Origin of the sequence: Kitasatospora purpeofusca, assembly GCF_036010405.1 — a bacterium.
Taxonomy (GTDB): Bacteria; Actinomycetota; Actinomycetes; order Streptomycetales; family Streptomycetaceae; genus Kitasatospora; species Kitasatospora purpeofusca.
This window is the reverse complement of the sequence record NZ_CP108561.1, coordinates 4,000,714-4,012,418: the sequence shown is the minus strand read 5'-3', so window position 1 is coordinate 4,012,418 and position 11,705 is coordinate 4,000,714. Positions and strand designations below refer to the sequence as shown.

Sequence of the window (11,705 nt, the reverse complement as noted above, 5' to 3'; positions counted from 1 at the left end):
TCAGGGGTCGGTTCAGGGACAGATGATGTCGCTGGCCCGCTCGGCCCCGGCTGCGGCCGCGCCCGCCCCGGCCGGTCCCGCCGTGCCCTCGGCGCGCGCCTCCGCCGCCGGGCCGGACGCCGCCGCACCGGCACCCGCACCGGCACCTCCGCCGGGGACCGGCGAGAACGGCGCCGAAGGCGGCGGCGGGGCGGGCACCGCGACCGCCGTCGCGGACGGACCGGCCGCGGCGGCGGTCGTCGGTCCTGCCGCCGGGTGGTCCGTCCCCGCGTACACCTGGAGGATCGCCCCCAGGCCCGGGACGGGCGTCAGCTCGGCGGTCGGCACCGCGCCGGCCAGCGTCCGCGCCGACTCGGCCCAGTGCGGGTCGTACCGGATCACCGTGCGGCCGGCCGGTGTGCCGGCCGGGGCGTTGGACGGCGCCCCGGTGGTGGCGAACCCGGCCCGCCGCAGCTCGGCGTCGACCCGGGCACCGAGACCGGCCACACCCGCCGCGTTGAACACCTGGACGTGCACCTGCTCCGGCGCGACGGAGGCCGCCCCCGCCGCCGGAGTCACCGAAGACTCCGCCCCGCCCCCCGGCTGCGCCCCGCCCGCCCCGCCGTCCTCCGCCGCCAGCGGCCGCCCCTCCCGCACCGCCTCGAACAGCGCCCGGGCCCGCTCCTTGTCCCAGAGCACCGTCGAGCCCCAGCCGGAGACCGGGTGGTCCACCGAGGCCAGCGGCACGGTCACGAAGTCGGCCCGCCCGGCCGTCAGCTCCTTCATCCGGGTCGCCAGCGTGATCAGGTCGTCCGCCGAGAGCCCCTTGTCGGCCTTGACCGAGGCGAGCAGGCTGTCGGTTGCCCGGGCCAGCCGGACCGGGTTGAGCAGGACGCCGCCACTGGTCACCTGGTGCAGCAGCTGTGCGACCAGCTTCTGCTGCCGGTGCATCCGCCCCAGGTCGGAGCTGCCGTCCACATGCCGGGCCCGTACGTACTTGAGCGCCCCGGCGCCGTCCAGGGTGCTGGTGCCGGCCGGCAGGTCGAGGCCCGAGTACTCGTCCTTGAGCGGTCTGGCGGTGCAGACCCGGACTCCGCCGACGGCGTCCACGGCGGAGACGAACCCGGCGAAGTCGACCTGGAGGTAGTGGTCGATGCGCAGCCCGGTGTTCTGTTCGACGGTGGCGACGGTCAGCTGCGGTCCGCCCATCCCGAACGCGGCGTTGATCTTGCCCTTGCCCGCCGGGACCGTCCGCCGGGTGGCCGGGTCCCGGTGGGCGGGGATGTCGACGTAGGAGTCCCGGGGAATGCTGATCACCCCGGCCCGGGAGCCGTCCCCGGAAAGCTGGACGATCATCATCGTGTCGGTGCAGTGGCAGGATTCCCCCCCGGCGTGCAGCACGGTTTTGAGCGTTTTCTCCGGGATTCCGTCCCGCTCGTCGGTGCCGACCACCAGGAAAGTGGTGGAGCCGTCGTCGGCCGGCCGCGCCCGGTCGTTGCTGAACGCGTCCACCCGGTCGATCGACCCGATTCCGTGCAGGACCGCCCAGCCTCCGCAGGAGGTGACGAGGACGCTGAACGCGATACCGGCGGCCAGTCGACGGGGCCAGCGGCGCCGCTCCGCGGGGCCGCCGGACCGGTCGAGGGCTTCACCGCACCGGTCGAGCGGGTCGGCGGACTGTTCGAGCGGGTCGCCGGACCGTTCGAAGGAGGCGCCGGCCGGGTCTTCGGGCTGGGCGGAGCGGGGGGAGACGGGCATCTCTCGGATGGTAGGGGCGCCCTCGGTCGGGCCGGGTGAGGGCGCGCCGTGGCCGGGGAGTACGGTGGGCCCCGACAGGAGAAACGTTCTTCCGTGCGCCCCGTCGGCGACCCCGGACGGCTCCTACGACGGTCCTTCGCACACCCCCTGCCCGCCCGGGCGGAGATGCCCAGACCGGGACAAGACGACACCCCATCCGCACCGGTACGGTTGGCCCCGATGAACACCAAGGCTGCTGAGGAGCTGCCGGCGGTCTCCGTGATCATGCCGGTGCTCAACGAGGAACGACACCTGCGCACGGCCGTCCGGCACATCCTGGAACAGGACTACGCCGGGTCGATGGAGGTGGTGATCGCCCTCGGTCCGTCCACCGACCGCACCGCGCAGATCGCCGCCGAACTCGTCGCCGAGGACCCCAGAGTCCGGACGGTGGAGAACCCCACGGGACGCACTCCGGCGGGGCTGAACGCCGCCATCCGGGGTTCCCGCCATCCGATAGTGGTCCGCGTCGACGGCCACGGCCTGCTGACCCCCGGGTACATCAGCACAGCGGTCCGGCTGCTCCGCGAGATGGAGGCCGCCAACGTCGGCGGCATCATGCACGCCGAGGGCGAGACCGAGTGGGAGCACGCGGTCGCCGCGGCGATGACCTCCAAGATCGGTGTCGGCAACGCCGCCTTCCACACCGGCGGCCTGGCCGGCCCGGCGGACACCGTCTACCTCGGGGTGTTCCGGCGCGAGGTGCTGGAGCGCCTCGGCGGCTACAACGAGGAATTCGTCCGCGCCCAGGACTGGGAGCTGAACTACCGGATCCGCCAGGACGGCGGCCTGGTGTGGTTCACCCCGCAGCTGCGCGTCACCTACCGGCCCCGGCCCACCATCAAGGCCCTGGCCAAGCAGTACAAGGACTACGGCCGCTGGCGCCGGGTGGTCACCCGCTACCACCGCGGCTCGGTCAACCTGCGCTACCTCGCGCCCCCCACCGCCTTCGCCGGGGTGACGCTCGGCGTGCTGCTCGGCCTGGCCGTGCACCCGGCCTTCCTGGCCCTGCCCGGCGTCTACCTGCTCGGCATCGCCGGCGGTGCGGTGAAGGAGGGGCGCGACCTGTCGCCGAAGGCGAAGGCGCTTCTCGCGGTGGCCTTCGCGACCATGCACCTCAGCTGGGGCTTCGGCTTCCTCACCTCGCCCCGCTCGCTGGCCCGCAAGGTCATCGGCAGCCGGGCCCCGTCCAGTGCGGACGTGGTGGCCGAGCGCGGCTGAACGCGGCCCGACGCGCGGCCCGACGCGGCCGGACGCGGCCGGGTCACCATCCGGCCAATCCCGCGGACCCGCCCTCCCGTTCCCGTGCCCGACGCTATCGTCGGGCGCCATGGGGACAGTCGAGGGCGGGTCCGCCGCCGTTTCCGAGGGCTCCGTTTCCGAGGGCCCCGGGGCCCGGGTCGAAGCCACCGCCGATGTCGACGGACGCGCCGTGCTCGGCGCCCGGACGACGGTCTGGCACCTCGCCCAGGTCCGCGAGGACGCGGTGATCGGCGCGGACTGCATCATCGGCCGCGGCGCCTACGTGGGCCCGGGGGTGCGGATCGGTGACCGGGTCAAGCTGCAGAACCACGCCCTGGTCTACGAGCCGGCGGTCCTGGAGGACGGCGTCTTCGTCGGACCGGCGGCGGTGCTCACCAACGACCTCTACCCGCGCTCGGTCGACGTCGACGGCCGGCTCAAACGCGGCGAGGACTGGCACGCCCGAGGGGTGACGCTCCGCCGGGGCTGCTCGATCGGCGGCCGTGCCGTCCTGGTCGCCGGGGTGACGGTGGGCCGCTGGGCGCTGGTCGCGGCCGGCGCGGTGGTGCACAGGGACGTCCCGGACTTCGCCCTGGTGGCAGGGGTCCCGGCCCGTCGGATCAAGTGGGTCGGCCGGGCGGGCGAACCGCTGCGACCGGCCGGAGCGGACCGCTGGGTCTGCCCGCGCACCGGCGAGGAGTACCGGGAGCACGACGGCCTGCTCGCCCCGGTCGAGCCGGAGCCCCCGGTCGAGCCCGAGCCCCCGGTCGGACCCGGACCCGGACCCGGACCCGGACCCGAGCCCCGGCCCCCGGCCGGATCCCCGGAAACCGGCCGCTGAGCGGGACTACTTCGCGCAGGCGTCGGTGTCGTCGCCCTGGACCCGCTGGAGGTCCTTCGGAGCCTCGCTCGGCACCGTCGCGGGCGTCGCGGCGGCCTCGGCGGCGGCCGCCGCCGGAGCGTCCTTGCCGAGCACCAGCACCAGCCCGTCCCGGGCACCCAGCTTCGGGTCGGCCTTGACGGCTTCGGCGGGCAGACCCAGCGCGGCGGCCAGCGCCGCCGCCTCGGCGGACTTCCCCGCCGGGTGGGCGATCGAGGTGGTCGCCGCGGCCGGCACGTTGGCGGCGGTGGCGGCCTTGGCGTAGCCCTTCGCGACCAGCCGGTCGACGGTCTGCTGCGCCTGCCCGGGCGTCCCGGTGCCGTTGCGCACCGTCACCCGCAGATCCTTCGCATCGACCGCGGCGGCTGCCGACGCCGCACCCCCGGGAGCAGCCGGAGCGGCCGGAGCCGCCGGAGCAGACGCGGCGGGCGTGGCCGCCGGGGCCTCCGGTGCCGCCGCCCCCGCCGCCGGCCCGGTCAGCGAGCGGTCGCCGCCGACCATCGAGAACAGCTGGGCGGCGTCCGGCTGCTTGAGCACCAGCCGGTTCTCGTCCGCCGGGTCGTCCAGCACCGGCACGGTGGCGAAGGTGATCTTCCCGCTGTCGACCTTGCTCAGGTCCAGCGCGAGGTCCTTCAGCTTGTCCACGCTGCCGATCCCGGAGTCCACGGTGAGCGCCTTGGTGGCGGAGTCCGCGAGCTTCCACAGCTTGGCCGGGTTGGTCAGGGTGTCGCTGCTCTTGATCGAGCGGATCATCGAGCCGATGAACTGCTGCTGCAGCGGTATTCGGGTGAGGTCGCCGCCCAGCCCGACGGCGTGCCGGGTGCGGACGAAGGCGAGCGCCTCGTCGCCCTGGACGACGTGCCGGCCCTTGCTCATCCGCAGGTGCGAGTCCGGGTCGTTGATGTCCTTGGCCGCGCACACCTCGACGCCGCCGACGGCGGTGGAGAGCGTCTTGACGGCGTCGAAGTTGACCATGACGAAGTGGTCGACCCGGATCCCGGTGACCTTCTCGACGGTCTTCCAGGTGCAGCCCGGATCGCGGCCATCCTGGCCGAGGCTGTTGTTGAACATCGTGCGCGCCGTCCCGGGGATGGTCTTCCCGTCCGGTGCCTGGCACTCCGGGACGGGCACCATCAGGTCGCGCGGGATGCTGAGCGCCGTGGCGTTGCTGCGGTCCTTGGCGATGTGGAAGAGCAGTGTGGTGTCCGCGTGCCCGGTGCTGCCCTCGTCGCCGTACTCGCGGCCCAGGCCCTCCCGGCTGTCGGTGCCGATCACCAGGATGTTCAGGGCGTCGGCGACCGGCTTGGGCCGCTCCGCCTCGTCGCCCAGCTGCACCTTGACGGCGGTGATGTTGTTGTTGAAGTGCTGGTACGCGTAGTACGCGCCGCCGCAGCCGGCCACCAGGGCGAACGCGGCGAGGCCGCCGGTCCACTTGAGTATTCGTCGTCGGCGGGTGCGCCGGGCGGCCAGGGCCCGGCGCCGGGCGGCCCGGCCGCCGGGGTGCGGGGGCTCGGACGCGGCCTCGGCCGGGGTGCGCCGGCGCTGGACGGGGATGCCCCGGGCGGGTTCGGCGGGGTGCCGGTCGGCGCCCGCTCCTCCGTCGTGGATGTCCTGCTGCACGGGTGCTCCCCTCCCTCCGGCCGGTCCTCGGCCCGGTGCGCGAATTGCGCGACCGACTCGGACACCCTAGACGAGCCGGATGAGGGAATTGTTCCGGGTGTGATCTCCGCCATGCTTTCCGGAGGGAATTCCGCAGCCGAATGCGAGGCCGGGGAATTCGAGGGGAGAACCCTTCCAGGATCATGATCCGTGTACGGAGCGGTGATCGTGGCCAGGCTCAATGCACCGCGCAGGCGTCCACGTCGGCGGTCCGCCCCTCGAAGGCCGCCGGGCCGCTCGCACCCGGTGACGGCGACGGTCCCGCAGGCACCGGGGCTGTCGCCGAAGCCGCAGCCGAGGTCGCCGAAGCCGACGACGACGCGGGCGCCGAAGCCGAAGCCGAAGCGGAGGACGGGGCCGCCGCGGCCGAGGGCGTCACCGTCGGCCGCGTCCCCACCCGCGCGGCGGACGGACTCGACCCCGGCGGCCGCACCTCCACCGGCCGGTCGTCCCGCAGCGCCGCGAACAGCTGGGTGGTCTGCGGCTGCACGAACTCGTCCCGGTCCGAGTCGAACCGGTACGGCCGCCGCGGCGCCGTCAGGAAGGTCACGTCCGAGGACGGGATCCCGCGCAGGTCCTGGGTCAGGTCGTACAGCTCGCCCAGCGAGGACAGCCCGCCGTCCGCCCGCACCGAGGAGGTCGCGGCGTCCAGCACCGGCCACAGCTTGGTCGGGTTGAGCAGGACGTCCTGCGACTGCACCTTGCGGATCAGTGCCGCCAGGAACTGCTGCTGACGCCCCATCCGCTGGGTGTCGCTGCCGTCCCCGAGGGTCTCCCGGGCCCGCACGTAGCCGAGCGCCTGCTCGCCGTGCAGGGTCTGCCGCCCGGCCGGAAGGTCCAGCTTGGCGTCCTTGTCGTGGATCGGCTGCGGGACGCACACCTCGACCCCGTCGACGGCGTCCACCATCCGCTTGAAGCCCGCGAAGTCGACGATCACGTAGTGGTCGATCCGGATGCCGCTGAGCTGCTCCACGGTCCGGATCGAGCAGGCCGGGCCGCCGGTCTCGAAGGCGGCGTTGAACTGCATCAGCGTCGGCCGGCTGCGGGTGCCGTCCGGCTTCTCGCAGGCCGGGACGCTCACCATGACGTCGCGCGGGATGGAGACGGCGGTCGCGTGCCGCCGGTCGGCCGCCAGGTGGAGCAGGATCGTGGTGTCCGAGCGCTGGCCGCCGGCCGCGCCGTAGGTGGCGTTGGCGCCGGTCCGGTCGTCGCTGCCGATCAGCAGCAGGTTCTCGGCGCCCCGGGCCCCGGCGGTCCGGCTGGGGCGCTCGGCCTCCAACCGGGCCAGCAGCTGGTCGGTGGTGGAGTCGGTTTGGATGTTGCCGTCGAGCTTGCGGTAGGCGACCCAGAGCAGCGTGCCGCAGCCGACGAGCAGGAAGGCGAGGACGCCGGCGGTGACGATCAGCCACCGCCGGCGCCGGCGTCTGCCTCCGCCGGGCGCACCGGGCGCACCGGGGGAACCCGGGTCCTCCGGGCCCCCCGCCCCGGCGGCGCCGTCGGGTCCGTCCGGCGGCTGTCCCGTCGGCGGCTGTCCGTCCGGCGTCCGCCCGGTCGGCGGGAGCGCGGTCCTCGGGTGTTCGGTCGGGGGGTGTGCGGTCGGGGGGTGCTCGATGTCGTCCTCGGCCATGGCAGGGATACCTACCCGTCCGGCCGGGGCCGGGGGTTACCCGAGGCGCAGTGTCACCCGTTCGGATTCGACCCGCTTCTCCCACTGCTCGGCGTCCAGGCCGTCCGCGTTGCGGCAGAGCACCACCGACGCACCGGCTGCCAGCGGCGCCAGCAGCCCGGCCTCCAGCCCGGACCAGTCGTCGAAGGAGAAGGTGGAGAGCACCCGGTCGCCCGGTCCGAGACCGAGCCGGGCGGCGCCCTCGCGGGCCAGCTGGACGGTCTGGTCCCCGGTCAGCTTCAGCGGCAGGCCGTCGACCACGGTCTCCAGCGCCGGGGCGTCCGGGGTGACGGGGGAGTAGGGGGCGAACCGGTCGCCCTGCCCGGGCACCTCGGCCGCGTAGTCCAGGAAGCCGTCCGGGCGCTGGGGGAACCGCCCGCCGAGCGGCCGCAGGGCGAGCGCCACCCGCTCGCCCTCGCAGGCCTGGGCGGCCTCCAGGCCGTCCGGGCCGCTGACCACCAGGTCGGCGTCGGCCGGGTCGCCGGCCGGGACCGCGGCCACCCCGACCGACCAGCAGGCGAGCAGCCAGACGGCGCTCTGCCAGTGGGCCGGGAGGAGCAGCGCGGCACGGTCGCCCGGACCGGCGTTGAGTTCGTCCTGGAGCAGGTTGGCGGTCTTGGCCACCCAGTTGTCGAAGGTCCTCGCGGACAGCTCCACGCGTTCGCCGGTGGCGTCGTCGTAGAAGGTGACCAGTGGGGCCGCGGGGTCGACCGAGGGAGTGCCACCTCGCAGGTAAGCGTGCAGCAGCTCGACGGGGGTGCGGGCATCGGCAGCGAAAGGCGAAGTCATGGTGCGCCCCAGCCTACGGCCTTCGGGTGGACCTCCGGGAGGGGTGGCGGAAGGGTCGCGGGGTGGCGTGGCGCCCCGGTCGGAATCCCGTGAACATCCGGGTTATGCGCATCTCTTCCCGTGCCCTCCGCGGCCGCCCGCCCGTCGTCCTGCTCGCCGTCCTCGCGGCCGTCCTGACGCTCCCGTCGATCCCCGCCGAGGCCCGGGCAGGGGGAGGGGCGCCGGTGGCCCGGTCGGGGGAGCCGGGTCCGGCGGGCGGCGGCTCCGTCACCTCGCTCCCGCTGACCGGGGGGCGGCTCCCGGCCGGGCGCACCGCCCAGCGGTTCGACCTGCTGGGAGTCGGCTGGGACGGCCCGGCCCGGGCGCTCGCCGGGGGCACCGTCAGGGTCCGCACCCGGGACGCGGCCACCGGCGTCTGGACCGGCTGGCACGAGCTGGAGACCGACGGCGAGGACGGTCCGGACGGTCCGGACGCCGGGGCCGATGCCACCCGCGCCGCCGTCGGCCGTGGGCCGCGCGGCGCCACCGCCCCGCTGTGGACCGGCCCGAGCGACGGTGTCGCCGTCGAGGTGACACCCGGCCCGGCCGGACCTCCGCCCGGACTGCGGGTGGAGCTGGTCGACCCGGGGGAGGGCGTCCGTTCCGCCGCCCCGCGGAGCACGGCCGCCGGACCTGTGGACGGCGAACGGGCGGACGGCGAACCGGCGGACGGCAGCCGCCGGACCGCCCACCACCAGGCACCGCGCCCCGAGATCGTCACCCGGGCCGGCTGGGGCGCGGACGAGTCGATCCGCGAGCCCGACTTCCAGTACACCGGCCCGGTCCGGGCGGTCTTCGTCCACCACACGGCGACCACCACCGAGTACGCGTGCTCCGACGCACCCCGGCTGGTCCGGGCGATCTACCAGTACCACGTGCAGAGCAACGGCTGGCGGGACATCGGCTACAACTTCCTGGTCGACCGCTGCGGCACCGTCTACGAGGGCCGGGCCGGCGGCACCGACCTGCCGGTGCACGGCGCGCACACACTGGGCTTCAACACCGACACGGCGGGCGTCGCCGCGATCGGCACCTTCGTCACGGACCTCCCCCCGGCGGACCTGCTGACCGGGGTCGCCCGGATCGCGGCCTGGAAGCTCGGCCTCACCGAGCAGGACGCGGCCGGGAGCACCCGGCTGGTCTCCGGCTCCGACGGCAGCCTCTACCCGGCGGGCACCGGCGCGGTCTTCCGGGCCGTCTCCGGACACCGCGACGCCTTCAACACCGAGTGCCCGGGCGACGCCCTCTACCCGAAGCTCCCCGAGCTGCGCGCCGAGGCGGCGCGGCTCCAGGGCCGCTGACGCCCTGACCCGCTGACGTCCTGACCGCTGACGTCCTGTCCCGCCGCCGCCCGGGCCCGGGCCCGCCCTACTCCGGGCCCGGCCCGCGCCCGATCAGCGCCCGCAGCTCGGCCGTCAGCGCCCGCGCGAGATCCGGCCGCCGGTCGTACCGGGCCGGGGTGGTCTGCATCAGCGCGATCCGCCAGCCGGCGCCCGCGTCGACCGCGATCACCGTGTGCAGCGCGTTCAGCGCGGGATCGAGGTCCTCCGCGTCGTCCGGTACCAGGCCGGCGACCGCGTCCAGCTGCGCCACCCGGGGCCCCAGCGCGCGCACCCGCCGGACCTTGGCGACGAACTCGGGCGTCGGGCTGCCGGTGAAGATCCCTCCGAGTTCGGCGGCCATCGCCGACCGGCCGCCGTGCCGGGTCCCGTCGAAGCCGATCAGCTCGCCGTCCACCGCGAACGGCCCGGCGAAGGCCGCGCCGTCCCGCAGGTTCCACCCCTCCAGCACCCGGTGGTAGAGGGACCGCACGGCACTCTCGTCACCGGCGGACAGCTCCGGCACCCGCGTATCGTTCATATCCCCATGGTCGGCGGACGGCACAGGAGGTGCACGGCGGTGAGCGGGACGTCGACGGGCGGGCGCGCGCCCGGGACCGCACCCTCGGACGTGCCCGCCCCCGGGAGCCCCGACACCGGAGCCGACCGCCGCTGGCGGCCCGGCTTCCCGCTGGACGCGGCCCGTACCCTGCTGCCGCTGCGCCGGGGCCCGGCCGACCCGTCCTACCGGAGGACCGCCGACGGCGCACTCTGGCGGGCCTCCCGCACCCCGGGCGGCATCGGCACCCTGCGGGTGCTGGCCCGGCCGTCCGAGGGCGTGGTCGAGGCGACCGCCTGGGGGCCCGGCGCGCAGTGGCTGCTGGACGGGCTGCCCGCCCTGCTCGGCGACCGGGACGACCCTGCGGGCCTGGTCCTGCCGGCCGGCCCGCTGCGCGAGGCGCAACGCGGCGCGGCGGGGGTACGGCTGACCAGGACCGGCCTGGTCCTGGAGTCCCTGGTGCCGGCGATCCTGGAGCAGAAGGTCACCACCGGCGAGGCGTACCGGGCCTGGCACACCCTGCTTCACGCCTTCGGCACCCCGGCACCCGGCCCGGCCGAGGGAATGTGGGTGGCACCCTCGGCCCGGGAGTGGTCCCTGGTGCCGAGCTGGGAGTGGCACCGCGCGGGCGTCGACCCGAAGCGCTCCGCGACGGTGCAGCGGGCCGTCCGGCTGGCGCCCCGGCTGGAGGAGGCCTCGGCGATGGGGCACGAGGAGTCCTTCGCCCGCCTGACCGCCGTCCCCGGCATCGGCGTCTGGACGGCCGCCGAGACCCTGCAGCGCAGCAACGGGGACGCGGACGCCGTCTCGGTCGGCGACTTCCACCTGCCCAACACGGTCGGCTGGGCCCTGGCCGGCCGGGTCCGCAGCGACGACGCCCAGATGCTGGCCCTCCTGGAGCCCTACCGCCCGCACCGCCACCGCCTGTGCCGCATCCTGCTGTCCACCGGCACCCACGCCCCCCGCTTCGGCCCCCGCCTCACCCCCAACGACCACCGCCGCCGCTGAAACCACCCGCTCGGGTGAACTGCGCGTTCATCGGCGTACTACGGCGTAGTACTTGGCGTAGGCTGGTCGCATGGAAGCAACCATGCGGGAGCTGAACCAGCAGACAGCCAAGGTGATAGGAGCCGTCGAGCGCGGCGAGACCGTCACCGTGACCAAGGACGGCCGCCATGTGGCCACGATCCTGCCGCCGGACCTCGCCGAGCCCCGCTACCAGTTCCGGACGGACCCGATGGGTGACGAGATCGACGACATGCCGGTCATCAGCGGTGGTCGCCGGATTCTCGATGATCTGGACAGCGCGATGGAAGGGTTCGGAGAGTGAGCGCCGTCGCTGTTGTGGGCGACACCGGGGCCCTGCTCTCCTGCTACTCGCCAGCGGAAAAGGAGCACGATGCCTGTCGGGCGGCACTGCGCACGGTTGGACACCTCGTGGTCTCTCCGCTGGTCCTTGCTGAGCTGGACTACCTGGCCACCAAGTCACTCGGGGTCGACGGGGCCGTGCGCATCCTCGACGACGTGATCGACAAGTGCGCCATCGGTCGCTACGAGGTGCCCGAAGTGGGCGCGCACCTTGGCGCGGCCAGGGCTGTGATGCGCAGGTATCCGACGCTCAACATGGGCCTGACTGACGCGATCAACGTCGCACTCGCTGCCGAGTTCCGCACCGATGCCCTGCTGACCGTCGACCGGCGGCACTTCCGCGCGATCCGGCCGCTGACCAACCACGAGGCCTTCCGGCTCCTGCCGGACGACCTCGGCTGACCGTCC

At 74.7% G+C, this 11,705-nt stretch carries 11 protein-coding genes; 6 read left to right on the top strand and 5 right to left on the bottom strand.

Features of this window, described 5'->3' with window-relative positions; translation table 11 throughout:
* Nucleotides 1-12 precede the first annotated feature (12 nt).
* The gene (locus OG715_RS17565; RefSeq protein WP_266269730.1) at nucleotides 13-1,737 is read right to left on the bottom strand and encodes an LCP family protein; all 1,725 of its coding nucleotides are present in this window, start codon (nucleotides 1,735-1,737) and stop codon (nucleotides 13-15) included.
* 219 nt (nucleotides 1,738-1,956) lie between these two features.
* Between OG715_RS17565 and OG715_RS17560 the strand changes: the two genes are divergently transcribed.
* Entirely contained in the window at nucleotides 1,957-2,997 is a 1,041-nt protein-coding gene (locus tag OG715_RS17560) for a glycosyltransferase family 2 protein (RefSeq protein WP_266269729.1), read from the top strand.
* Between the two features lie 211 nt (nucleotides 2,998-3,208).
* Nucleotides 3,209-3,859, top strand: a complete 651-nt coding sequence (locus tag OG715_RS17555; RefSeq protein WP_266271715.1) for an acyltransferase — start codon at nucleotides 3,209-3,211, stop codon at nucleotides 3,857-3,859.
* A gap of 6 nt (nucleotides 3,860-3,865) precedes the next feature.
* Here the strand turns inward: OG715_RS17555 and OG715_RS17550 are convergent, their stop codons facing one another.
* From OG715_RS17550 to OG715_RS17540, 3 genes are all read right to left on the bottom strand, one after another.
* Nucleotides 3,866-5,518: an LCP family protein gene (locus tag OG715_RS17550; RefSeq protein WP_266269728.1), complete on the bottom strand. Its 1,653-nt coding sequence runs from the start codon at nucleotides 5,516-5,518 to the stop codon at nucleotides 3,866-3,868.
* Nucleotides 5,519-5,735: 217 nt separating this feature from the next.
* Entirely contained in the window at nucleotides 5,736-7,184 is a 1,449-nt protein-coding gene (locus tag OG715_RS17545) for an LCP family protein (protein ID WP_266269727.1), read from the bottom strand.
* A gap of 36 nt (nucleotides 7,185-7,220) precedes the next feature.
* Nucleotides 7,221-8,012 carry a TIGR03089 family protein gene (locus OG715_RS17540; RefSeq protein ID WP_266269726.1) on the bottom strand — a complete coding sequence of 264 codons (792 nt, stop codon included), beginning with the start codon at nucleotides 8,010-8,012 and terminating at the stop codon, nucleotides 7,221-7,223.
* A gap of 104 nt (nucleotides 8,013-8,116) precedes the next feature.
* Here OG715_RS17540 and OG715_RS17535 point away from each other — a divergent pair, with 104 nt between their 5' ends.
* Complete coding sequence (locus OG715_RS17535) at nucleotides 8,117-9,352, top strand: peptidoglycan recognition protein family protein (RefSeq protein WP_266269725.1); 1,236 nt, start codon at nucleotides 8,117-8,119, stop codon at nucleotides 9,350-9,352.
* 67 nt (nucleotides 9,353-9,419) lie between these two features.
* Here OG715_RS17535 and OG715_RS17530 read toward each other — a convergent pair whose 3' ends face one another.
* Complete coding sequence (locus OG715_RS17530) at nucleotides 9,420-9,911, bottom strand: SgcJ/EcaC family oxidoreductase (RefSeq protein WP_266269724.1); 492 nt, start codon at nucleotides 9,909-9,911, stop codon at nucleotides 9,420-9,422.
* 39 nt (nucleotides 9,912-9,950) lie between these two features.
* Between OG715_RS17530 and OG715_RS17525 the strand changes: the two genes are divergently transcribed.
* From OG715_RS17525 to OG715_RS17515, 3 genes are all read left to right on the top strand, one after another.
* On the top strand, nucleotides 9,951-10,937 hold the full coding sequence (locus tag OG715_RS17525) for a DNA-3-methyladenine glycosylase family protein (RefSeq protein ID WP_407660989.1): 987 nt from the start codon (nucleotides 9,951-9,953) through the stop codon (nucleotides 10,935-10,937).
* A gap of 70 nt (nucleotides 10,938-11,007) precedes the next feature.
* Nucleotides 11,008-11,259, top strand: coding sequence for a type II toxin-antitoxin system Phd/YefM family antitoxin (locus OG715_RS17520; RefSeq protein WP_043468460.1), 252 nt, complete (start codon nucleotides 11,008-11,010; stop codon nucleotides 11,257-11,259).
* Entirely contained in the window at nucleotides 11,256-11,699 is a 444-nt protein-coding gene (locus tag OG715_RS17515; protein WP_266269723.1) for a PIN domain-containing protein, read from the top strand. Before OG715_RS17520 ends, OG715_RS17515 begins: the two co-directional genes overlap by 4 nt.
* Nucleotides 11,700-11,705 lie beyond the last annotated feature (6 nt).